Annotated in this window: 21 protein-coding genes; 8 read left to right on the forward strand and 13 right to left on the reverse strand. The window is 70.9% G+C overall.

Going from position 1 to position 22,656, the window contains the following annotated elements; genetic code table 11:
• Window positions 1-5 precede the first annotated feature (5 nt).
• Both AQJ46_RS09790 and AQJ46_RS09795 read left to right on the forward strand, forming a co-directional pair.
• Window positions 6-638, forward strand: coding sequence for a GNAT family N-acetyltransferase (locus AQJ46_RS09790; protein ID WP_059205197.1), 633 nt, complete (start codon window positions 6-8; stop codon window positions 636-638).
• 5 nt (window positions 639-643) lie between these two features.
• A complete protein-coding gene (locus tag AQJ46_RS09795; protein WP_263972864.1) occupies window positions 644-1,117 on the forward strand; it encodes a GNAT family N-acetyltransferase in 474 nt (157 codons plus the stop codon).
• Here the strand turns inward: AQJ46_RS09795 and AQJ46_RS09800 are convergent.
• Window positions 1,112-2,071 (reverse strand): LysR family transcriptional regulator, encoded by a 960-nt coding sequence (locus tag AQJ46_RS09800; protein WP_059205199.1) that lies wholly within the window; start codon window positions 2,069-2,071, stop codon window positions 1,112-1,114. The genes AQJ46_RS09795 and AQJ46_RS09800 overlap by 6 nt on opposite strands.
• Window positions 2,072-2,122: 51 nt before the next feature.
• Between AQJ46_RS09800 and AQJ46_RS09805 the strand changes: the two genes are divergently transcribed.
• The gene (locus AQJ46_RS09805; protein ID WP_059205200.1) at window positions 2,123-2,701 is read left to right on the forward strand and encodes an RBBP9/YdeN family alpha/beta hydrolase; all 579 of its coding nucleotides are present in this window, start codon (window positions 2,123-2,125) and stop codon (window positions 2,699-2,701) included.
• On the opposite strand, the gene AQJ46_RS09810 is transcribed toward AQJ46_RS09805, so the two are convergent.
• From AQJ46_RS09810 to AQJ46_RS09830, 5 genes are all read right to left on the reverse strand, one after another.
• Window positions 2,685-3,920, reverse strand: coding sequence for an MFS transporter (locus tag AQJ46_RS09810; RefSeq protein WP_059205201.1), 1,236 nt, complete (start codon window positions 3,918-3,920; stop codon window positions 2,685-2,687). The genes AQJ46_RS09805 and AQJ46_RS09810 overlap by 17 nt on opposite strands.
• Before the next feature lie 93 nt (window positions 3,921-4,013).
• Complete coding sequence (locus AQJ46_RS09815; protein ID WP_059205202.1) at window positions 4,014-4,814, reverse strand: sugar phosphate isomerase/epimerase family protein; 801 nt, start codon at window positions 4,812-4,814, stop codon at window positions 4,014-4,016.
• Window positions 4,815-4,877: 63 nt separating this feature from the next.
• Window positions 4,878-5,810 carry a bifunctional helix-turn-helix transcriptional regulator/GNAT family N-acetyltransferase gene (locus AQJ46_RS09820; protein WP_059205203.1) on the reverse strand — a complete coding sequence of 311 codons (933 nt, stop codon included), beginning with the start codon at window positions 5,808-5,810 and terminating at the stop codon, window positions 4,878-4,880.
• Window positions 5,811-5,886: 76 nt separating this feature from the next.
• Window positions 5,887-6,483 (reverse strand): dihydrofolate reductase family protein, encoded by a 597-nt coding sequence (locus tag AQJ46_RS09825; protein WP_059205204.1) that lies wholly within the window; start codon window positions 6,481-6,483, stop codon window positions 5,887-5,889.
• A gap of 93 nt (window positions 6,484-6,576) precedes the next feature.
• Entirely contained in the window at window positions 6,577-7,368 is a 792-nt protein-coding gene (locus AQJ46_RS09830; RefSeq protein ID WP_079072205.1) for a DUF4253 domain-containing protein, read from the reverse strand.
• Between the two features lie 91 nt (window positions 7,369-7,459).
• Between AQJ46_RS09830 and AQJ46_RS09835 the strand changes: the two genes are divergently transcribed.
• Window positions 7,460-8,131, forward strand: coding sequence for a class I SAM-dependent methyltransferase (locus AQJ46_RS09835; RefSeq protein ID WP_059205205.1), 672 nt, complete (start codon window positions 7,460-7,462; stop codon window positions 8,129-8,131).
• A gap of 53 nt (window positions 8,132-8,184) precedes the next feature.
• Window positions 8,185-8,784, forward strand: a complete 600-nt coding sequence (locus tag AQJ46_RS09840; protein ID WP_059205206.1) for a DinB family protein — start codon at window positions 8,185-8,187, stop codon at window positions 8,782-8,784.
• A gap of 54 nt (window positions 8,785-8,838) precedes the next feature.
• Here AQJ46_RS09840 and AQJ46_RS09845 read toward each other — a convergent pair whose 3' ends face one another.
• A complete protein-coding gene (locus AQJ46_RS09845) occupies window positions 8,839-9,885 on the reverse strand; it encodes a LacI family DNA-binding transcriptional regulator (protein ID WP_059205811.1) in 1,047 nt (348 codons plus the stop codon).
• A 265-nt stretch (window positions 9,886-10,150) separates the two neighbouring features.
• On the opposite strand from AQJ46_RS09845, the gene AQJ46_RS09850 reads away from it, so the two are divergent.
• Genes AQJ46_RS09850 through AQJ46_RS09860 form a run of 3 tightly spaced genes read left to right on the forward strand, consistent with a single transcriptional unit; the run spans window position 10,151 to window position 13,280 of the window.
• Complete coding sequence (locus tag AQJ46_RS09850; protein ID WP_059205207.1) at window positions 10,151-11,302, forward strand: Gfo/Idh/MocA family protein; 1,152 nt, start codon at window positions 10,151-10,153, stop codon at window positions 11,300-11,302.
• On the forward strand, window positions 11,299-12,453 hold the full coding sequence (locus AQJ46_RS09855; protein WP_059205208.1) for a dihydrodipicolinate synthase family protein: 1,155 nt from the start codon (window positions 11,299-11,301) through the stop codon (window positions 12,451-12,453). Before AQJ46_RS09850 ends, AQJ46_RS09855 begins: the two co-directional genes overlap by 4 nt.
• Window positions 12,450-13,280, forward strand: coding sequence for a sugar phosphate isomerase/epimerase family protein (locus tag AQJ46_RS09860; protein WP_059205209.1), 831 nt, complete (start codon window positions 12,450-12,452; stop codon window positions 13,278-13,280). The genes AQJ46_RS09855 and AQJ46_RS09860 overlap by 4 nt, the downstream gene beginning before the upstream one ends.
• A 54-nt stretch (window positions 13,281-13,334) precedes the next feature.
• On the opposite strand, the gene AQJ46_RS09865 is transcribed toward AQJ46_RS09860, so the two are convergent.
• The 6 genes from AQJ46_RS09865 to AQJ46_RS09890 all read right to left on the reverse strand — a co-directional run bounded on the left by AQJ46_RS09865 (window position 13,335) and on the right by AQJ46_RS09890 (window position 22,577).
• Window positions 13,335-14,201 carry a DUF1963 domain-containing protein gene (locus AQJ46_RS09865; protein WP_059205210.1) on the reverse strand — a complete coding sequence of 289 codons (867 nt, stop codon included), beginning with the start codon at window positions 14,199-14,201 and terminating at the stop codon, window positions 13,335-13,337.
• A 206-nt stretch (window positions 14,202-14,407) separates the two neighbouring features.
• The gene (locus AQJ46_RS09870; protein ID WP_059205211.1) at window positions 14,408-17,602 is read right to left on the reverse strand and encodes an RICIN domain-containing protein; all 3,195 of its coding nucleotides are present in this window, start codon (window positions 17,600-17,602) and stop codon (window positions 14,408-14,410) included.
• A gap of 85 nt (window positions 17,603-17,687) precedes the next feature.
• Window positions 17,688-19,454: an amylo-alpha-1,6-glucosidase gene (locus tag AQJ46_RS09875; protein ID WP_059205212.1), complete on the reverse strand. Its 1,767-nt coding sequence runs from the start codon at window positions 19,452-19,454 to the stop codon at window positions 17,688-17,690.
• Between the two features lie 68 nt (window positions 19,455-19,522).
• Window positions 19,523-20,332, reverse strand: coding sequence for a carbohydrate ABC transporter permease (locus AQJ46_RS09880; protein WP_059205213.1), 810 nt, complete (start codon window positions 20,330-20,332; stop codon window positions 19,523-19,525).
• A complete protein-coding gene (locus tag AQJ46_RS09885) occupies window positions 20,329-21,312 on the reverse strand; it encodes a carbohydrate ABC transporter permease (protein ID WP_059205214.1) in 984 nt (327 codons plus the stop codon). The genes AQJ46_RS09880 and AQJ46_RS09885 overlap by 4 nt, the downstream gene beginning before the upstream one ends.
• 20 nt (window positions 21,313-21,332) lie before the next feature.
• The gene (locus AQJ46_RS09890) at window positions 21,333-22,577 is read right to left on the reverse strand and encodes a sugar ABC transporter substrate-binding protein (protein WP_059205215.1); all 1,245 of its coding nucleotides are present in this window, start codon (window positions 22,575-22,577) and stop codon (window positions 21,333-21,335) included.
• Window positions 22,578-22,656: the final 79 nt, after the last annotated feature.

Below are 22,656 nucleotides of genomic sequence, written 5' to 3' on the forward strand. Positions count from 1 at the left end.
GGGCGTTGAGTTTCCAGCTGGAAGGGCCGGTCCTGGCAGGCGAGTTGGTGCGCCTGGAACCGCTGGACCACGGGCACACGGCGGACCTGGCCGTGGCGGCGGAGGAGAACCGCGGCACGTACGAGTTCACCTGGGTGCCCAGGGCCGACGAGGTCGGTGACTACGTCGACGCTCAGCTTGCGCGGGCGGCGACGGGGCGGCTCGCGCCGTATGCGCAGGTGTCGGTCGCGACGGGGCGGGCGGTGGGGGCCACGTCGTACTGGGAGCCGCGGTGCTGGCTGTCGGAGGACCGACTCGACGCCGTGGAAGTCGGTTTCACCTGGCTGGCGGGCTCGGCGCAGGGCACGGGCATCAACGCCGAGGCCAAGCTGCTGCTCTTCCGGCACGCCTTCGAGGAGTGGGGCGTCGCCCGCGTCGACCTGAAGACGGACGCCCGCAACGAACGCTCCCGCGCGGCGATCCAGAGCGTCGGCGCCCGCTTCGAGGGCGTCCTGCGCAACTGGTCGCGCTCCTGGGCACCCGGTGAGGACGGACGGCTGCGGGACTCGGCGATCTTCTCGATCACGGCGCAGGAGTGGCCGGAGTGCCGGAAGCGGCTGGAGGAGCGGGTGGCGGGGTTCGTGGCGCGGCGGGGATGAGGGGCGTGGACGCCTACGTCCGGATGCGCTGCGACCCCGTCATGATGGCCGAACTCGGCGGGCCGTTGCCGCGGGAGGGCATCGAGGACAAGGTGCACCGGGACGCGGAGGAGGCGGCCGCCGACGAGTCCTGGATCAAGATGATCGTCCCCGAACCGGACCGGCCCGACGTGGTGGCGGGCTCGGTGACCGTCTGGTCCCACGACCCCGGGAACGGGCCCCTCACCGAGATCGGCTGGATGGTGCTGCCGGAGTTCCAGGGACGGGGACTGGGCAAGCGGGCGGTCCGTGCGCTGCTCGAACGGGCGTGGAGCGAGGACCGCTGGGGTGACATCCACGCGTTCCCGGCCACGAGCAACGGCCCCTCGAACGGCATCTGCCGCTCCCTGGGCTTCCGTCTCGTCGGCGAACTCGACATGCCGTTCGCGGACCGGGTCCTGCGCAGCAACCACTGGACGATCACGCCGCCCGGCTCATAGGGCCCGTCGCTGGTCCCGGCCGATCAACTCCCGTCCCGTGATCCGAAGTTGGTCCAGGACCGTCGCCAGTACCGGATCTCCCTCCGCCCCTGTCCGCACCGCCGCGAACACGTGCCGGGACGGGGGCGTCCCGTCCTCCGTCGTCAGCAGGGCCAGATCGCGGTGGGCGTACGCCGGGCGGACCAGGCGGGGGACCAGTGCCACCCCCTGGCCCGCCTCGACCAGCGCCGCCAGCGCACCCCAGTCGTTCACCGCGTGCCGGATGTCCGGGGTGAATCCGGCCGCCGCGCACACCGACCGCGCCACCGCGCCCACGCAACTGCACGCGTCCCCCACGATCCACGCCTCCGCGGCCAGTTCACGCAGGGCGACGCGCTCGCGCCCGGCCAACCGGTGGCCGGCCGGGACGGCGATGTCCATCACGTCCGTGAACAGCTCGGTACGGCTGTAGCGGGCGTCCGTGTGCGGGGGCGCCGCCGCGAAGTGCACCGCCACGGCCACATCGACCTGGCCCGCGTCCAAGGCCGTGAACAGGTCCGGCGGTTCGGACTCCACCACGTCGACCCGGACCTGAGGCAGACGATCGGCCAGCGCCCGCAGCACGCCCGGCAGCAGGCCGAGGATCCCGCTCGACAGACAGCCGATCGTCACCGACCCCCGCCCGCCCTCCCCGTACGCCCCCAAGTCGGCTCGCGCCCGCTCCAGTTGGGCCGCGATGGCGTCGGCGTGAGCCAGCAGCACACGCGCCTGACCGGTCAGCCGTACGCCTCGGCCGTCCTTCTCCGTCAGCGGTACGCCCGTCTCGCGGGCCAGCGCCGCGATCTGCTGCGAGACGGCGGACGGAGTGAGGTGCAGGGCCTCCGCCGTCCTCGCCAGACTGCCCCGGCGCTGAAGCTCCCGCAGGACGGTCAGCCGACGCAGATCAATGGTGAAGGGTTCGCTTACCTGTTCCACCGTGAAAGATTAACTGGACCTGCGTCTCGGCGATCGGAAACCATCGACGCCATGACCGCCTACCTCATCCTCCACGGCTGGCAGAACCACCGGCCCGACCACCACTGGCAGCACTGGCTCGCCGACCGCCTCACCGACCTCGGCCACCACGTCACCTACCCCCAGCTGCCCGACCCCGACGACCCCGACCTCGGCACCTGGCTCACCGAACTCGCCCGGCATCTCGGGCGGCTGCCCGCGGCCGGGGAGCGTGTCGTCATCGCCCACAGCGCCTCCGCCCTGCTGTGGCTGCACGCCGTCTCGCGCGGGCTCGTGCAGCACGGCTCCGCCGACCGCGTGCTCCTCGTCGCCCCGCCCTCCGCCTCCGTCCTCGGACACCACCCGGAGGTCGCCGCATTCGCCGCGCCCGCCCTGGAGTTCACCCTCCCCGGGCCCACCCGCCTGGTCGCCGGCGACGACGACCCGTACTGTCCGGAGGGAGCCCGCGAGACCTTCGGTGAACCGCTCGGCATCCCAGCCGACATCCTCCCCGGCGCCGCCCACCTCGACCTGGACGCCGGCTACGGCTCCTGGCCCGCCGTACTGGACTGGTGTCTGGACCCGGATGCGCGGATCACGCCTCGTCCGTAGCCGGAACCGCCCGCAACTCCGGTGTGCTCGCCCCGACATACCCCACCGCCGCCACACACAGGAGACCGCCCGTGACCAGCGCCGTCACGCCCGAGCTCCAGCCCGCGACCAGGCCGCCGCGCAGGTTGCCGAGGTGCGGGCCCGCCTGGCCGACGATCATCTCGGCGGCCGTGACCCGGCCGAGCAGGGCGTCGGGGGTGCGGGTCTGGACGATGGTGGTGCGGGACAGGACGGCGAGGGCGTCCGCCGCTCCGGCCAGCGCCAGGAAGCCGAGGCCCGCCCAGGCGCTGGTCGTCAGGCCGAACAGCGCGAGGGCCGCACCCCAGGTCGCCGACGCGCACAGCATCACCGGGCCGGGCCGGGCCAGGCGGGTGACCGGGCCGGAGAAGACCGTCGCGGCGACACCACCCACCGCGAGCGCGGACAGGAACAGGCCGAGCGTGCGCGGGTCGCCGCCGAAGCGCTCCTCGTTGACCAGCGGAAACAGGCTCACCGGCATGGACAGGACGGTGGCGGCCAGGTCGGTCAGCAGCGCGCCGCGCACCACCCGGTCGCCGGTCAGAAAGCGCAGCCCGTCCAGGACACCGTGCAGACCGGGGCGGGACTTCTCGCCCTCGGGCGGCAGCGCGGGCAGACCGTAGGCGCCGTAGAAGGACATCGTGAAGCTCAGGGTGTCCAGGAGGTAGCAGACGCCGATGCCCCACCAGCCGAGCACGACCCCGGCGACGGCCGGCCCGACCAGCATCATCGCCTGGCCGGTGACCTGCTGGAGCGCGAGACCGGCGGCCACCTGCTCCCGGGGCAGCAGGCGCGGCACGAACACGCCGGCGGCGGGCGCGCCGAGCGCGGCGAAGGAGGTCTGCGCCGCGACCAGCAGCAGGACGACGGCCACGGGCGCGTGCCCCGCGAAGCCCTGCACGGCCAGCAGCAGTGAGCACACCGCCGAGCCGACGGTGCCCGTGAGGTAGACCCGGCGCCGGTCGGCCCGGTCGACCCAGGCGCCCGCGAACAGGCTGACCCCGACCATCGGCACCGCCTGCGCGACACCGACCGCGCCGCTCCAGATCGTGCTGTGGGTCATGTCCCAGACCTGGTACATGACGGTAACCATGGTCATGAAGGTGCCGAGCGTGGACACCGTGCGCCCGAACAGCAGCCGCCGGAAGACCGGGGAGGCGCGCAGGGGCCGTACATCGAGGAACGTACGGCTGAGGCTCATGACGGGGGGACCGGGGCAGGGGCGGGCTGATGCACCCCGGGACGGTAACGGGCCGCTCCCGCCCCGGCCACCGAATTACCGGCTCGAGGCCGCTTACGCCGAGTCGTTCAGGAGCCGGGCCAGGTGCTCGCGGCCCGCCCCCAGCAGCTCCTCCAGCGGCGCGGCCGCCTCGTACCACCGCTTCTCGTACTCCCAGCACAGCCAGCCGTCCCAGCCGTGCCGGGAGAGCACCTCCACGCACTCCGCGAGCGGCAGGACGCCGGCGCCGAGCGCGACCGGGGTGGTGTCGTCGGCTGACGCGATGTCCTTCACCTGGACGTATCCGAGGTGCGGGGCGAGGGCCGCGTAGGTCTCGGAGGGCTGTTCGCCGCCGAGCCAGGTGTGCATGACGTCCCAGAGCGAGCCGACCTGACGGTGGCCGACCGGGCCGAGAATGCGGATCGCGTCGGCGCCGGTGCGGTGCGAGTCATGGGTTTCGAGAAGGATGCGTACGTCGAGGTCGCCGGCGTACTCCGCGGCCGTACCGAGCCGCCGGGCGGCCGTGGCGTCGGCGTCCTCGCGGGACTGGTCGGAGGCGGCGCCGGGGAAGACGCGCACGAAACCGGCGCCGAGGTCGCGGGCGAGGTCCAGGAGACGGTGGATCTCCTCCACGACGGGTTCGTCGTCGCCGGGGGCGGCCACGCGCGCGTACCCGGCGAGACCGAGGACGTCCACGCCCGCCGCCTTGAACTCGGCGACCGCGTCGGCCCGTTCGGCCAGCCCGATACCGGGGTGCACCGGCTCCTCCGGATGCGCGCGCAGTTCTACTCCGTGATAGCCGTGCGTGGTCGCGAGCCGCAGCACGTCGGTGAGGGGGAGGCCGGGGACACCGAGGGTGGAGAACGCCAGTTTCATGCGCCCTACTCTCACCCGGCCGAGTCGGTGAGGTCCAGCCGGGAGCCTGGATGAGCCGCCCCCTCACCCGACCGCACCGGTCAGGTCCAGTCGCCAGTCCTGCCCGTTCAGGTCCCTGCCGAAGGAGCGGTGGGGTTTCTCGGCGGCCAGGACGAATCCGTGGCGCTGGTAGACGCGGCGGGCGGCGGCGAGGACGTCGTTGGTCCACAGGACCAGGTCGCGGTAGCCGACACCGCGAGCGAAGTCGACGACGGCCGCCACCAGCCGGTCCCCGATGCCGAGTCCGCGCGCGTCCGGCTCGACGAGGAGCAGCCGCAGCCGGGCCGTGGCGGGCGCCTCGTCCCGTACGCACATGACGCACCCCACCGGCCGCCCGTCCAGCTCTGCGATCCACACCCGCTCCAGATGCGGATCGTGGTCCTCCGCGAAGTCGGCGACGATCCTCGCGACCAGTCCCTCGTAGTCGGCGTTGAAGCCGTACTCGGCGGCGTAGAGGGCCGCGTTGCGGGCCACGATCCAGCCGAGGTCACCGGGGCGCGGCTCGCGCAGCAGGACGTCCTCGCGGCGGGGAGGGCGGCCGTCGGACAGGAGCGTGCGGACGGTCCGCATGGCCTCCGAGAGCCGGGGCCGGTCGGCGGAGGGGACGGTCGCGAGGAGCGCGCCCACCGATTCGTCGGCGCGCTCGGCGAGCAGCGCGGCGGTCTCCCGGCCGCGCGCGGTGAGCGTGACCCGGCGCCGGCGCGGATCACGGGCCGAGGCCGTGCGCTCGATCAGGCCGTCCTGCTCGAACTTGTTCAGGATCCGGCTCAAGTACCCCGCGTCCAGCGAGAGTTCGGTGCGCAGATCGGCCGCGTCGGTGCGCGGCGAGTGCGCGAGCTCGTACAGGACACGGGACTCGGTGAGGGTGTAGGGGGCGTAGAGCTGGCGGCTGTAGTCGAGGGCGCCGATGACATTCGTGTAGAAGCGGTTGAAGGCGCGGATGTCCTGAACGGTCATGATCGGTCGACCCCCGGATTCTTGACTCAGTCAGAGATATCGATGGACTGAGCGTAGGACTCCGCGCCCGCCGCGGCTACCCCTCGGTAGCGGGCCGGTAGACGCACACCTGCACGCCGGTCTTCCCGGTGACCGTGGACACCAGCTCGAACGGCCGCTTCCCGCCGTCCTCCGGGAAGATCGACTTGCCGCCACCGAGCAGTACCGGCATCACGATCAGCTGGAGTTCGTCGACGAGCCCCTCGCTGATCAGCGTGCGGACCAGGGTCGGGCTGCCCATCATCGCCAGGTCACCGCCCTCGCCCTCACGCAGCGCACGGATCCGTGCGACGGCCTCGGAGCCCGGGATCCGCTCGGTGTTGTTCCAGGTCAGCTCGGAGTCGCCGAGGGTGTCCGTCACGACGTACTTCTTCAGGGAGTTCAGCCGGTCGGCGAACGGGTCCCCGGCGCGCTCCGGCCAGGCTCCCGCCATCGTCACATACGTCCGCCGCCCGTACAGCAGCGCCTCGGCCCGCTCCATCCCCTCGGTGAACGCCGGTCCGAGCACCTCCTCGTCGAAGTACGGGTGCGACCAGCCGCCGTGCGCGAACCCGCCGTCGGTGTCCTCCTCGGGCCCGCCGGGCGCCTGCACGACCCCGTCCAGACTGATGAACTCACTGACCACGATGCGCATGGGACTCACTCCAGTTCCTAGTCGGTTACGGCATTGCAGACCGGCGTGGGGCGGGGAACTCATCGGTGTGGGGAGAGTACGGCGTCCTCCGGCTCAGTCCCACCAGAACCGCCACTCCGTCCGCCCGACGAGTGCGCGCGCGTACTCCGGGAAGGGCGTCGGCGGGTCGTCCACGATGTTGTCCGCGGTGGACAGCACATGCTCCAGAGCGAGCCTCTCGGCGTGCGCCGGGTCGAGGGGCGGGCGGGCGACGGAGACATACAGCTCGCCGCCGTACGCGGCCACGACCCGGGCCCCGAACCGCTCCTCCCAGCTCCGCAGCAGGGCACCCATGAGCGGCATCGGCGGGCTGTCGGTCCACCCGATCACCGCGGGGACGTCGGCGGAGCTGCGGGCGGGGACGAGGACAAGGCTGAGGGACGCCGCGTACGGCCCGCTGCCCAGCAGCTCGGCGACGGTACGGCCCGCCGCCTCCTCGGGGCCCGGACCGGTACCGGTGTCCGGACCGCCGGGCGCGAGCCCCGGCCAGCTCGCGAACGGTGGCCCCGGATCGTGCGGCCAGGGCTCGACGTCCTCCGGGGTGTCGTCCGGTTCCGCGGAGGAGGGATCGGACCAGAACGGCAGCCGCCGTTCCCGGTACTGCGCGAAGTCGGCCGCGAGGACCTCGTCCAGGCGTACGGCGTCGGCGGCGGCCGGATCCGCGGGGCGTGCGGGGTCGTCGGGCCAACACAGGTGCGGCTGCAGCCCGGTGACCGGGGCCCGCCTGAGCAGATCCGCCCACACCTCCTCGACATCGTCGGGCAGCTCGTCGCAGATCCAGACCTCCGACGGACCCCGTTGCTCGAACCGCCCCGAAGGCAGCCCCTCGGGCAGCGAAAAGACCATGCCGGGACGATAGAGGCGACCACTGACAACGGGCCGTGAGCCGTGAGCGAACGGCAAGGCGTCGCACGGGAGCGGTCCCTAGCATCCAGGCATGACGACAGCGACCTACGACGACCACGCGGACTGGTACAACGACTACATGTCGCCGTCCTCCGCCGGGGAGTTCATCGACAGGGTGCACACCACGCTCGGGCACCTGCTGGGTCCGGGCGAGGGAATCTGCCTGGACGTCTGCTGCGGCACCGGCGCGCACGCGGCCCCGGCGGCGGCCCTCGGCTGGACACCGGTCGGCGTCGACCTCTCACGCGGCCAACTCCGGCACGCGGGCCACCGGTTGCCGGTCGTGGTCGGCGACGCGACGGCCCTCCCGCTGGCCGACGCCTCGGTCCCCGCCGCGATGTGCGTGCTGGCGAGCACGGACGTCCCCGACTACGCCGCGGTCCTGAGAGAGGTCGCCCGCGTACTGGCCCCCGGCGGCCGGTTCGTGCACCTCGGCGTCCATCCCTGTTTCATCGGCGCGTTCGCCGACTGGAGCGAGGGGACGAGGATCGTGCTGGACGAGCGGTACGCGGACCGCACCCGCACCCTCGACTCATGGAACCCGGCCGGGGTACGCGCCCGCGTGGGCGCCTGGCACATCCCCCTGGCCGACCTGCTCAACGCCACGCTCGCGGCGGGCCTGCGCCTGGAGCGGACCACCGAGACCGGCTCGGGCGGGATCCCCAACCTGTTCGGATTCGCGGCGGTGAAGGCCCGCAACTGATGGTCCCGCCGATTATCGGTGGACAAAGATCGCGCCGACGACAGACTGACTCGATGACCGCAACAGACACCGGCACCGACCTTCGCCTCTACCTCCAGGACGCCCGCGACTCCCTGCTCCTGAAGATCGAGGGCCTCTCCGAGTACGACGTCCGCCGCCCCCTGACCCCGACCGGCACCAACCTCCTGGGACTGGTCAAGCACCTCACCGGTGCCGAGGCGATCTACTTCGGCGAGACCTTCGGCCGACCGCTCCCCGGGGCCCAGCCCCTGTGGATCACCGGCGCCGCCGAACCGAACGCCGACCTGTGGGCGACCCCCGAGGAGACGCGCGAGCAGATCGTCGACGGCTACCACCGGGCCTGCGCCCACGCGGACGAGACCCTCGATACCCTTCCCCTGGACACCGTCGGCCGCGTCCCCTGGCCCCCGCACTCCGAGCTCACGCTCGGCCGCATCCTGATCCACATGATCGCCGAGTCCCACCGTCACGTCGGCCACGCCGACGTCGTACGCGAACTCGTCGACGGGTCGGTGGGGCAGCGGGCGGAGGGGGACAACATGGCGCCGGGCGACCTTGAGTGGTGGGAGCGGTACCGGAACCGGGTGGAGGAGGCGGCGAGGAAGGCTTCCGTGGGGGATTCGGGCAACTGAACCCACTTGAGGTGCGCGACCGGCCCCACCGGCCCGCACCCCGCCCACGCCTCCTCAGCCCCGAGGCACCCCCGAAGACCCCCGGACCATCAGCTCCCCCCGAACCGTCGCGATCCCCCCGGGCGGCGGCTCCTCCCGTCCCATCGCGATCCGCCCCGCTCGGGCCCCCGCCTCCGCCAGCGGCAACCGCACCGTCGTCAGGGCGGGCACCGCGTCGATGCTGAACGGCAGGTCGTCGAACCCGGCGACCGACACGTCCTCCGGAATCCGCAGCCCGGAGTCCCGCAGCGCCGCACACGCCCCCAGCGCGACGGAGTCGTTCGCGGCCACCACAGCCGTCAGCGACGGATCCCGCCGCAGCAGCTCCAGCGTGGCCTCGTAGCCGGACCGCCGGTCGTAGCGGCCATGGACGGTCCACCGCGGGTCCTCGGTGATCCCGTGCGCCTCCAGCGCCGCCCGGTGTCCCTCCAGCCGGTGCCGGGTCGTCGTGCGCTCCTCCGGCCCGGCGATGTACCCGAGCCGCCGGTGCCCGAGCCCGATGAGGTGCTCGGTGAGTTCCTTGCCCCCGCCCCGGTTGTCGAAGGTCAGCGCGAACGCCCCGGTCTCCGGCGCCGGCGGCCGCCCGCACAGCACGATCCGGGTCCCGGCGTCCGCCAGCTTCCGCAGCTTGGCGGACATCGCCGCCTTGTGCGGCGCGGCCTCCGTCGCCCCGCCCGTCAGCACGACCGCCGCCGCCCGCTGCCGCTGGAGCAGGGTGAGATACGTCAGCTCCCGCTCCGGGGAACCCCCGGTGTTGCAGACGACCCCGAGCCGTTCCCCGCCCGCGCGCCCGCCCGGCCCCCCGATCTCCGACTGGATCGCACCGGCCATGATCCCGAAGAAGGGGTCCGCGATGTCGTTCACGAGGATGCCGACCAGATCCGACGTGGCGGCGGCGAGCGAGCTCGCCGGACCGTTGAGCACGTAGTCCAGCTCGTCCACGGCCCGCAGCACCCGCTCACGCGTGGTCGCGGCCACGGGGTAGTTCCCGTTCAATACGCGCGACACCGTCGCGGGGGAGACCTGGGCGCGGGCCGCCACGTCCGCCAGGGTCACCGTCATCTCGTCGTCCTCCGGTCGCGCGCCGCAGCGCATGTCAGTCGTACTCCGTCGTACACGCGGGCACCAAGGTCCCGGTTCCGAGCCGACCTTAAGGCCATGACGCCCAGCTGTTCGCCCCCTCGAACAACTCACCCTGTTCGCGGTCTTGTCCAGACCGCTGGTCAGAGGCTAGCTTCTTCCTAGATAGAAAGCGCTTGCTGTAACGCTCATCAGTGGAGCGTGCGCGGCGCGCACAACCGCGTACGACTCCTACGAAGGGAATGACGTGACACGCAAGACGGTGCGTATCGCCATGAACGGTGTGACGGGGCGCATGGGCTACCGCCAGCACCTCGTCCGCTCGATCCTCGCGATCCGCGAGCAGGGCGGTCTCGACCTGGGCGACGGCACGGTGCTGTGGCCCGAGCCGATCCTGGTGGGCCGCCGCGAGCACGCCCTGAAGGCCCTGGCCGAGCAGCACGGCATCGAGCACATCTCCACCGACGTGGACGCGGTCCTCGCCGACCCGACCGTCGACATCTACTTCGACGCCCAGGTCACCTCCGCCCGTGAGCAGGCGATCAAGAAGGCGATCGCGGCGGGCAAGCACATCTACACGGAGAAGCCCACCGCCACCGGCCTGGAGGGCGCCCTGGAGCTGGCCCGTCTCGCCCATGAGAAGGGCATCAAGCACGGCGTCGTCCAGGACAAGCTCTTCCTCCCCGGCCTGCTCAAGCTGAAGCGCCTCATCGACGGCGGCTTCTTCGGCCGGATCCTCTCGATCCGCGGCGAGTTCGGCTACTGGGTCTTCGAGGGCGACTGGCAGACCGCCCAGCGCCCCTCGTGGAACTACCGGGCCGAGGACGGCGGTGGCATCGTTGTCGACATGTTCCCGCACTGGGAGTACGTGCTCCACGAGCTCTTCGGCCGCGTGAAGTCCGTCCAGGCCCTCACCGCCACCCACATCCCGCAGCGCTGGGACGAGAACGACAAGCCGTACGACGCCACCGCCGACGACGCCGCCTACGGCATCTTCGAGCTCGAGGGCGGCGCGATCGCCCAGATCAACTCCTCCTGGGCCGTCCGCGTCAACCGCGACGAGCTCGTCGAGTTCCAGGTCGACGGCACCGAGGGCTCCGCCGTCGCCGGTCTGCGCAACTGCCGTGTCCAGCACCGCAGCGCCACCCCCAAGCCGGTCTGGAACCCCGACATCCCCGCCACCGAGGTCTTCCGTGACCAGTGGCAGGAGGTCCCGGACAACGCCGAGTTCGACAACGGCTTCAAGGCCCAGTGGGAGCTCTTCCTCAAGCACGTCTACGCCGACGCCCCGTACCAGTGGGACCTCCTGGCCGGCGCCCGCGGCGTCCAGCTCGCCGAACTGGGCCTGAAGTCCTCGGCCGAGGGCCGCCGTTTCGACGTACCGGAGATCTCGCTGTGACGATCCGACTCCCTGCCGGTGACGGGGGATTCAGGGCCTACGAGCCCCGCAAGGAACCCTTCGCCGCCACCCCCGGCACCCCCTTCACCTCCCGTACGGTCTTCTCGGCGGCGCACGTCGTCGCCGACCCGTTCGCGGACTCCACGCCGGACTCCCCGGCCGCCGTCGACTGGGACGCCACCCTCGCCTTCCGCCGCCACCTGTGGTCGCACGGACTCGGGGTCGCCGAGGCGATGGACACCGCCCAGCGCGGGATGGGCCTGGACTGGGCGGGCGCGGCCGAGCTGATCCGCCGCAGCGCCGCCGAGGCCACGTCGGTCGGCGGCCTCATCGCCTGCGGTGTCGGCACCGACCAGCTCACCGGCCCCGCGACCCTGGACGAGGTCCGGGCCGCCTACGAGGAGCAGCTCGCCCTCGTCGAGGATTCCGGCGCCCAGGCCATCCTGATGGCCTCCCGGGCCCTCGCGGCGGCCGCCAAGGGCCCCGAGGACTACCTGGAGGTCTACGGCCACCTGCTCCGCCAGGCCACCGAGCCGGTCATCCTGCACTGGCTCGGCCCGATGTTCGACCCGGCGCTGGAGGGCTACTGGGGCTCGTCCGACCTGGACGCGGCCACCGACACCTTCCTGGACGTCATCGCCGCCCACCCGGACAAGGTCGACGGCATCAAGGTCTCGCTCCTGGAGGCCCAGCGCGAGATCGACATCCGCCGCCGGCTCCCGCAGGGCGTCCGCTGCTACACGGGTGACGACTTCAACTATCCCGAGCTGATCGCAGGTGACGAGCAGGGCTTCAGCCACGCCCTGCTCGGCATCTTCGACCCGCTGGGCCCGCTCGCGGCCGAGGCGGTCCGCGTCCTGGACACCGGTGACGCCAAGGGCTTCCGCGAACTCCTCGACCCCACCGTCGAGTTGTCCCGCCATCTCTTCCAGGCACCCACCCGCTTCTACAAGACGGGCGTGGTCTTCCTGGCCTGGCTGGCCGGCCACCAGTCGCACTTCACGATGGTCGGCGGCCTCCAGTCGGCCCGCTCCCTCCCGCACTTCGCGCGCGCCTACGAACTCGCCGACGGCCTGGGCCTGTTCCCGGACCCGAAGCTGGCGGAGGAGCGGATGAAGAACCTGCTGTCCCTGTACGGGGTGAACCAGTGACCGACCTGTCCCGCTTCTCCATCAACCAGATGACGGTCAAGCAGCTGTCCCTGCCGGAACTGGTCGACGCCTGCCGCGAGCTGGGCATCGGCAACGTCGGCCTGTGGCGGGAGCCCGTCCAGTCGTACGGCGTCGAGGCGACGGCCAAGCTGGTCCGTGACGCGGGCCTCACGGTCACCACGCTGTGCCGCGGCGGCTTCTTCACGGCGATCGACCCGGACGAGCGGGCCGCGGCGCTGGACGACAACCGCCGCGCGGTCGACGAGGCGGCGACGCTGGGCACCGACACCCTGGTGCTGGTCTCCGGCGGTCTCCCGGCCGGCTCCAAGGACCTGCACGGCGCCCGTGAGCGCATCGCGGACGCCCTGTCCGTCCTGGGCCCGTACGCCGAGGAGCACGGGGTGAAGCTGGCCATCGAGCCGCTGCACCCCATGTACGCCTCGGACCGCTGCGTGGTCTCGACGCTCACCCAGGCCCTCGACCTGGCGGAGCGCTTCCCCGCCCAGCAGGTCGGCGTCACGGTGGACACGTACCACATCTGGTGGGACGACAACGCGCCCGCGCAGATCGCCCGCGCGGGCGCCGGCGACCGTATCCACACCTTCCAGCTCGCGGACTGGACGACCCCGCTGCCGGAGGGTGTGCTGAACGGCCGCGGACAGATCGGCGACGGCGCGATCGACATGCGGGAGTGGCAGCGGTACGTCGAGGCGGCCGGGTACACGGGCGCGATCGAGGTCGAGCTGTTCAACGACGCGCTGTGGGCCCGGGACGGCCGCGAGGTGCTCACCGAGACCGCCGAACGGTTCGTGGCCCACACCCTGTGAAGCGGGGGCCGGAGGGGAATCTCGGGACTTCCCCTCCGGCCCCGTCCGAAGCCCTTACGGATTCCGGAAAACCGTCGTGAACGCGCGGTCGAAGCGCCGTGCCGCCAGGTCCGCTCGCTGGATCGACCAGTGGACGGTGGCGCCCTCCAGGCCGTCGATCCAGGGGTTCCACTCGGCGAGCAGCACCCAGTCCGCGAGGTCGTCCGACACCGGCTCGCCCCCGCCCCAACGTCCGGCTGCCGCCTCCTGCACCGCGCACCACACGGCCGTCCCGACGGGGTCGGTGTCGACGGCCTCCTGGTCGGCGTACCCGCCGAGCTGGAGCTGCCCCGAAGAGGCGATGTCGTCGTGGGTCTCGGCCCACACATGGGCCAGTTCCTCGGAGCGCGGATGCCCGGGGAGCGGAACCCAGCGGGGCTCCTCGGGTATCTCGACCCAGTAGTGGTACGGCAGCGAGACGTCGACCGTCGCCCTGAGCGTCTCCTGCGGGAACTGAGCGAAGACCTCCTGGTACTCGTCGTCGTCCTCGAACCAGGCCCACCCCTCCTTGTCCCGCTCCTCCACGGCCGTCCCCGCCGGTACGTACACCGCGCTCCCCATGCTCTCCCCGTCACCGAAGTCCTCGGGATAGGCGAACAGCAGCAGGTGGCCGTCGGACGGCAGGGGGAGATCCGTCGCGTCGGCGGGCAGGGCCGCGAGGTCGATGGACGCGACGAAGGGGTGGAAGGGGTGCGCTGTCCCGACCGGAAGCATCAACGGCCCTCCGAACCGCCCCGCCACCGGCCCGTCCCCGTCCTCGGCCAGCGTCGCGCAGGGCCTGGCGGTGTCCATCCACCGCTCCACGTCCTCGGCGGGTATCCCGCGCGCGAGCGCCTTGTCACGGAAGGGCCCTAATCTCTCTAGCATCTCGTCAGGAGTCATGGAGGAAACCTAGGGCCGGGCACTGACAAAAAAATCCGTGGACCCGTACAACCCTTCTCCCACCTCGCCTGTCGTACGTGGCATCAGGACTCTTGGAGGGGGATCCGGGGGGATCGCGGGGGTTCTGACGGGGAGGGAAAAGCCGAAGGGGTCCGGTCGCCAGACCGGGCCCCTTCGAAGTACGTGCGTGGTGGATCCGCCGCTGGTCAGCTCTTGCCGAGCAGGCGCCAGATCTGGTTCTTCTTGGTGGTCAGCGTGCTCCCGGTGTCGCAGGTCCACTGGTGGACGAGGGCGCCGGGCGCGGTGGAGATGGTGCTGACGTCGACGCACTTGCCGCTGTGCACGGCGACCAGCTGGTAGTCGTGGCTGTTGCCGAGCGCGGTCACCGCTCTCAGCGTGAACCGCTGGTTGGTGCCGTTGAGGCAGGTCCACTGCTGGACGGCGGCCCCGTCGGCCGTGGAGAGGCCGGAGACGTCCAGACACTTGCCGCTGGAGTGGTTGACGACGGTGTAGGTGTCGGTCGTGCCGGTGACGGGGTGGAAGTCGAAGATCTGCTCCTGGCCGGTGCCGCAGGTGTTCTGCTGGTACTGGGTGCCGTTGGCGGTGGACTGGGCGGGGTCTTCGAGGCAGAGCGAGCTGTGCTGGGCGACCGCGGTGGAGGAGAAGCCGGTCGAGGTGCCGATGTGCAGGCTCGCGGGGGCGAAGGAGACCTGGTCGAGGTGGGGTGCGGAGCTGGAGCGCATGGGCTGCCCGATGTCGCTGCCGCCGCCGGAGTAGACGAGACCGATGGTGGTGCCGTCGTAGTTGTAGAGCTGCGAGGCGGTGAACTTGACGCTGTTGGCGCCCTTCGCGAGAGTCACCGGGACGGTGTAGTCCTCGAACTGGTTCCAGTGCAGGGTGCTGGCGAAGTTGACGCGGGTGGCGCTGCCGCCGTTGACGCTGACGTCGGCGTGCTCGGCGTACAGGTCGGGGTTGTAGTGGTTGGAGGGCAGTTCCTCGGCGTTGGCGTAGCGCATGGTCATGGCGTAGGTGCCGGCCGTGGGCGCGTTGACGTTGAGGGTGAGGGAGTTGGCGGTTCCGTTGCCGATGCCGGTGACGACGCCGCCGTTGGCCTGGCTGTAGGTGGTGTCGGTGGCCGCGGTGCCGGTGAGGGTGCCGTTCTCGGCCTGGTAGGTGACGACGTTCCCGGTGGTGACGGCGTCGGTGGCGCTGAACGGGGTGACGGCCAGGTCGTCCAGGGCCAGGGTGCCGCTGGTGCCGGTCACCTTGACCTTGTTGATGCCGCCGTTGAGGTACACCCGGTTGGTCGAGGTGGACCAGGCTGCGGTCGTCGCCCCGGAGAGGGTCTGGTCGTTGACCGTCCTGCCGTTGACGGTGAGGCCGGCCTGACCGGTGTTGCGGAAGCGGGCCGTCAGGTCGGCGTATCCGTCCCGCGCCGAGTAGACCCAGAAGGTCGCGGACTTGCCGGAGGTGAGGTTCACCGCGCCGGCGCCGGACTGGCCCTGGGAGGTGTAGGTGGCGGTGCCGCTGTCCGACAGGTTGGCCTGCTCGGCCTCGTAGAGCGTGGTGCCCTGCACGGAGGCGTCCTTGTACCGCAGGTCGATCTTGTCGATGATCGCGTCACCGACGGTCGCCCCGCCGTTGTCGCCGGTGGTGGCCAGGGTGATGGCGTGGCTGCCCGCGGTGAGGTGCACGGTGGTGTCGCTGTGCCCCCACACCACCCACTGGAAGCCCACCGGGATGTCCATCCTGGTCGAGGCGCCGCCGTCGACCCGCATGTACACGTTGGTCGGGCCCTTGACGTCGGCGTCCTTGGCGTAGCTGTTGCCGAACACCGACAGGTCGTAGTCGCCGGTGGTGGGCACCGAGACGGGGAAGGAGATCACCGTGGTCGAGCCGGTGCGCAGGCCTCCGACGTCCTTGGTGCCGGAGGTGGCGAACTTGCTGACGTTGCCGGTCGTGCCCTCGGTGTTGATGTTGTAGCCGCTGCCGCTGAGGGTCGCGTTCTCGGCCTCGTACGTGCCCGTCCAGGTGCTGTCGGAGGCGGTGGCACTGCCGGTGCCGCCCGGGGAGACGATCACCTGGTACGCGGACATCGCGTCGAGGGTGACGGGGACGGTGATCGAGCCGTCGGAGCCCACGGCGACGTCGGCGTCGGAGAGCCGGGTCGGGGTGGCCGCCGCGCCGATGTAGCCGCTGTAGCGGTCCTGGAACACGCTGACGTGCACGGTGCTGCCGAAGACCGCCGGATCGATGTTCTTGATGACCGTGTCGGAGGCGCCGCTGGTGCCGCCCCCGGCGAGGATGACACGCGCCTGCTTCTTGGCCGTGTCCAGGCTCGCCAGGCCCTGGAGGGTGTACGCGGCGTTGGCGCCGGTGCTGGTGACCTTGACGGTGTTGCCGCCGCGCATGGAGCTGTACCAGTTGTACAGCCACCACTGGGCGTTGGGGGTGTTCTGGGCCGCGGCGGAGTCGCCGAGGTTGCCGTTGATGTTCCAGTACGGCAGGTTCCCGTCGATCTTCTCGTCCTCGATGCCCGCCATCCACTGGACCATCTGGCCGGGGTCGGTCAGGTGGTAGCGGTGGGCGTACTCGTTGAGGTTGACGGTGATCGGGGAGGTGATCCCCGCTGCGGTCTCCGCCGCGCGGTAGGAGTCGACGGTGCTGCGGACGTCCGCCGGGCTGCCCAGGGTGTGCCAGGTCACGACGTCGGGCAGGCAGTTGTTGGCCTTGCAGTACGTGAGAAAACCGCTGAGGGAGGAGCTGGTGTAGCTGGAGGTGTTGGGCCCTGCCAGCCGTGCCGCGGGCCAGATGCCCTTGATGAAGTTGTAGGTCTGGCGCCACTCGGCGTTGAAGTTGGCCAGCGCCGTGGAGTTGGTGCGCATGCCGCTGAACCAGTTCAGATCGGGCTCGTTGTAGGGGACGAAGACGATGTGGCTCGCGTAGGGGCTGGCCATCGCCTGCTCGACCTGGGTCTTCATGGTCGCCTGGTAGGCCGCGTAACTCGCGCGCTCGTAGTTGGCCCGGTAGACGTCCGTCATGTAGATGAGGACGTCCCCGCCGCCGCTGTCGACGAAGGGCTTGGCGATCTCCAGGGCGTCCGAGCCGGGGTGCTGCTGTCCGTCCTGGTACTTGGTGTTGGTGGTCTGCAGTCCCATCCCCTCGATGAGGTTGTTCGTCGGCACGTCCGGCCCGTACAGGCCGTACAGCGCCCCGGAGGCGCCGCCGCGGAAGGCCCCGGTGGTGGTGCCGAGATCGACGGTGAGGGTGGGGGTGGCGGCGGAGGCCGGCGTTGCCATCGCGGTGGTGACGCCCGCTATGACGGTCAGCGGGAGCAGCGTCCTGGTGATGCCGTGGAGAATGCGTCTGGTGGTCGAGCGCCTTTGCCCGATTCGTGGCATGTCCTTACGTCCCTTCAGGGATGCGGCTGGGTTGTTGTGGCGCCGGCCCCCGTGCCGGACGTGTGGATGGGTTGTCGCTCGTCGGTCAGGCGACAGTGGTGTCGGCCGCGGCCGCGGCCTCGGCACGGCGCTGTCGGTGGTCGCGGGCCAGCAGCAGATAGCTGCTCGCGGTCCAGGTGTAGGCGCGGTCGCGGAGCCCCTCGCCGGTCAGCGCGTCGAAGTTCTCGGCGAAGCCGGAGATTTCGCACAGGGCGCGGAAGCGGGCGCTGATCTCGTCCGCGAGCCGGTCGTGCCCGGCGCGGCGCAGGCCGTCCTCGATGAGGACGGTGGCGGGGGCCCAGATCGGGCCGCGCCAGTAGCCGTCGGACTCGTAGTGGGGGGAGCCGGGGTGTTCGGTCGCCAGGCCGTACGTGGTGAGGTGGGCTTCGATCTGTTCGGCCAGCCGGTCGTGGACCTTGGCGGGCAGGCGGTCACCGAGCACGATCGGCATCAGGTCGAGCAGGCTCGCGCTCTGGGCGAGGGCTCCGCCGTGTGCCGGGCGGCTCAGGAACCGTTCGCCGTCCCACAGCTCGTCCAGCAGGGCGGCCTGGAGGGCGTCGGCTGTCTCGCTGCGGCGCCGGGCGTCGTCCGCGAAGCCGAGTTCGCCGGCCAGCCGGGCCAGTTCGTCGAGCTGGAGGATCAGCGTCGCGGTGAGGTCGGCGGTGACGGCGAGGCGTCCGGGGTCGAAGGTGGTGGCGTTGTCCCAGCCGCTGTCATTGCCGTGCTGGTAGTGGGGCAGGACAGTGCCGGGTGCGCGCCGGGCGGTGAGCCAGAAGTCCGTCCAGCGGGTCAACCTGTCGTACGCCTCAGCCAGTTGGGCCGGGTCGAGAGGTTCGGTGAGCCGGGCGCGCAGGAGACCCAGGGCCCAGCCGTGGATGGGCGGTTTGACGAAGTTGTAGAGGACCTCGGAGTGGGTGACGGAGTCGGGCAGGGCTCCGCTCTCGTCCTGGTGGTCGAAGGGCAGCGAGAACTGGTCCCAGGCGAGGCCGGCGGATCCCGGGGCCAGCGCGAGGGCGTTGAAGCAGTGGTCCCAACTCCACACCTTGTCCATCCAGTGCTTGGACATCAGGACGCCGGGCCGGGTGACCAGGCCTGCCGGGCGCACGGTCGCCGACCACACCACGTAGGCGGCGAGTTCGGCCGCCGGAGTGTCGTCCGAGCGCCAGGGGGCGACCGTGTCGGCGAACTCGGCGAACGATCGCCGCGCGGCCTCCATGACCTCGCCGAACGCCGCCGAGGTGCGGTAGGGCCGACGCGCACTGTCGAGTTCCTCGACCGCGACCTCCCACGATCCGTCGGCCTCGCCGGCGACCGTGAGACCGCGGTCCCCGGCGCCCAGGGCCTGGGATCCGGACACCTCGGCGACCGTGCCGGACAGCACGGTGATCCGGTAGCGGCGCCCGGTCTCGTAGGAGGTGAACGTGTGGGCTCCGTCCACCGGGTCGCGGTAGAAGTAGGTGCCGCTGAACGGGGTCAGCGCCGGTGCCGCGGCGGAAACGCGCAGCGACACACCCGCACCGCGCAGTCGTACGGTGTCCGGCGACTCGTAGGCGAGGTCGACGCGTCCGGCCGCGCCGGTCCAGGTCAGCAGGCCCGGTGTGGCCTCGACGCGGGTCTCGGCGCGGTCGCCCGTCGCCGCGTCGAGGGGGACCAGGCTCAGGACGGCGTGCATGCCGTTCTGGTGCGAGACGAGGTGGAGGTCCTCCGCGTACGTCTTCTCCGCCACCACGGGGGAGATGCCGAACCAGGATCCGTGGGTGCTGAAGGGTATGTCGTGGACGGAGAAGGCCGGGCCGGACGGGGCGGCGGTCATGGTGGCGGTACTCGTTTCTTGAGCGGGGATCGTCGGAGATCTTCAGGGGAGGGGCCGCGCCGCGGGGGTCAGTCCTTGACGGCGCCGGCGGTCACGCCGGCGGCGACGTAGCGCTGGGCCAGGACGAGGATGACCGTGGCGGGCAGGGAGGCCACGACGGCGGTGGCCATGATGGCGTTCCACTGCTGGTTGTTGTTGCCGATGTAGTGGTAGATGCCGAGGGTGATCGGCTCGTGGGCGCCGCCGCCCGCGAGAGTGCTGGCGAAGATGAAGTCGGACCAGGACCACAGGAACGCGAACAGGGACACGGTGACGATCGAGTTGCGGCTCATCGGCAGGACGATGGACCAGAAGGTGCGCAGGGCCCGTGCTCCGTCCATCTGCGCGGCCTGGATCAGTTCGCCGGGGATGCCGGACATGAACGCGGTGAAGATGAGGACGGCGAAGGGGACGGCCAGGGTGGAGTCGGCGACGATGAGGCCGGGAACGGTCTGGAGCAGGCCGAGTTGGAGGTAGATGGCGTAGAAGCCCATCGCCATGATGATGCCGGGGATCATCTGGGCGACCAGCAGGAGGAAGCCGAGTGCGCCCCCGCCGCGTGGGCGCAGTTTGGCCAGTGCGTAGCCGGCCGGGGCGGCCAGCGCCACGGTCAGGGCGACGGTGCCCAGACCGATGACGAGGCTGGTGCCGAGGTAGGGCAACTGCTGGTCCAGGACGGCCCGGTAGCCCTCCAGCGTGCCGTGGGCGGGGAACAGGTCCGGCGGGCTCTTGCGCATGTCCTGGTCGCGGGTGAAGGACACGTTGATCATCCAGTAGACCGGGAAGAGCATGATCCCGGTCAGCAGCAGACCCAGGGCGGTCTTCAGACCCTTGCTCATGACAGCGCCTGCTTTCGCTGGACCTTCAGGTAGATCAGGCCGAAGACCAGGGCGGCGACCACGAGCAGGTTGCCGACGGCCGCGCCGGGGCCGAAGGCGGGCAGCAGGTTGCCGAAGCCGAGTTGGTAGGACCAGGTGGCGAAGGTGGTGGACGAGTCGGCCGGGCCGCCCTTGGTCATGATCCAGATGATGTCGAAGACCTTGAGGGTGTAGACCAGGCCGAGGAGCAGGGTGATCGCGGAGACCGGGCGCAGCAGCGGGAAGGTGATGCTCCAAAAGCGCCGCCAGGCGTTCGCCCCGTCCAGGGCGGCCGCCTCATACAGCGAGGTCGGGATGGACTGGAGGCCGCTGTAGAGGACGACCAGGTTGAACGGGACGCCGATCCAGATGTTCGCGATGATCACCGAGGTCAGCGACCAGGACGGTGAGGTCAGCCAGTTCACCGGGCCGATCCCGACGGCGTGCAGGACGGCGTTGACGATGCCGGAGTCGCTGTTGAGCATCCACGACCAGGTCGACGCCGACACGATCAGCGGCAACAGCCACGGCACCAGGAACAGCGCCCGCAGGGTGGCCGAGAGCCGGAAGTTCTGGTTGAAGAAGACCGCCAGCGCCAGGCCGATGGCGTACTGGAAGACCAGGCACACGCCCGTGAACACCACGGTGTGCAACAGGGCCGGGGCGAAGGTCGGGTCCTCGAAGACCCTCCGGTAGTTCGCCAGGCCCGTGAACGGGGCGTCGCCCTGGACGAACGAGCGCACGGTGTAGTTGCGCAGGCTCAGGTCGAGGTTGCGGTAGAGCGGGTAGGCGTAGAAGAGGACGAGGTAGAGGGTCACCGGGGCGAGGAAGGCCCAGGCGGCCCACTGCGGGGAAGCGGGACGGCGCCGGGTCGTGGTGCGGGCCGGGAACGGGGCGGCGACCGCCGCCCCGTTCCCGTCGCGGACCGGCAGCGCAACCGGCGCTCGTGTCGTGCGGTTCATCAACGGGCCTCTGGCACTCGTTACTTGACTGCGGACTGGGCGGCCGTGAGCGCGTCCTTCGGCGACTGGGACCCGCTCAGCGCGGACTGGACCGCCTTCCACAACTGCTCGGAGATCTTGGGGTACTTGGTGCCCAGGTCGTCACTGGTGCGCCCCTTGGCGGCCTTGACCGCGTCGACCCACGGCTTCAGCTCCGCGTTCGCGGCCACCTGCTTGTCCTGGACCTCGCTGGTGGGGGCCACGTAGGACAGCGTCGTGTCGGTGTCCAGCAGGTTCTGGCTGTTGGTCAGGCAGGACACGAGCTTCTGCGAGGTGGCGTAGCGGCCGGTGTCGTCCTGCACCGGGAGGGTGACGAACTCGCCGCCGGTCGGGGCGGCCGCGCTGCCTCCCGTGGCGGCGGGGACGGGGATGACGCCGTAGTCGAAGCCGGCCTTGTCGGCGTTGGCGAGCTGCCAGGTGCCGTTCTCCGCGAAGGCGTAGTCGCCGCTCGCGAACTCCTGCCAGCTGGTCGTCTGGGTGTTGTTGATCACCGAGTTCGGGGCGTAGCCCTTGTCCAGCCAGTTCTTCCACAGCGACAGAGCGGAGACCGCCTGGCCGGAGTCGAGTGCGGTCAGCTGGGCGCCCGAGCCCCAGTACCAGGGCAGGAACTGGAAGCTGCCCTCCTCGGTGCCGATCGCGGAGAAGGTGATGCCCTTCTTGCCGGCCTTCTTCACCTTCTCCAGCGCCGCCGTCAGCGACTTCCAGTCCTTCACCGAGGCGATGTCCACCCCGGCCTTCTTCAGGACCGCCTTGTTGTAGTAGAGGGCGAGGGTGTTGGCGCCGATCGGGGTGCCGTAGGTCTTGCCGCCCGACTGGCCGGCGGCGAGGAGGTTGGGATCCACCTTGGAGGTGTCCAGCTTGTTGTCGTCGGTCGTGGTCAGCACGCCCGCCTCGGCCAGGGTCGAGACGACCGGGTTGTCGACGATGAGGACGTCCGCGGAGTTGCCCTGCTGGGCCGCCAGCAGGGACTTGTTCGTCAGGTCGCTGGTGTCGAATCCGGTCCGCTTGATCTTCACGCCCGCCTCGGTGCCGCACTTGTCCAGCAGGTTCGTCCAGGCAGAACCCTTGGCGAACTGCGGGTAGGGGTCCCAGACGGTGTACGTGCCGCTGTCCGCGGCCTTCGTGGAGGTCCCGCTCGCGCCGGAGGAACACGCGGTGGCGCCGGTGGTGACGGCGACGACGGTCAGGACTGCGGCGGTGAGACGCCGTCTGGCAGATCGGTTCATGGTGTCTTCCTCATGGGTTTTGGCACAGGCGTGCCCTGGGATCGGCACAGGTGTGCCCTGGGAGGGGTGAATGCGGGCC

It is taken from the genome of Streptomyces canus, assembly GCF_001514145.1.
Taxonomy (GTDB): Bacteria; Actinomycetota; Actinomycetes; order Streptomycetales; family Streptomycetaceae; genus Streptomyces; species Streptomyces canus.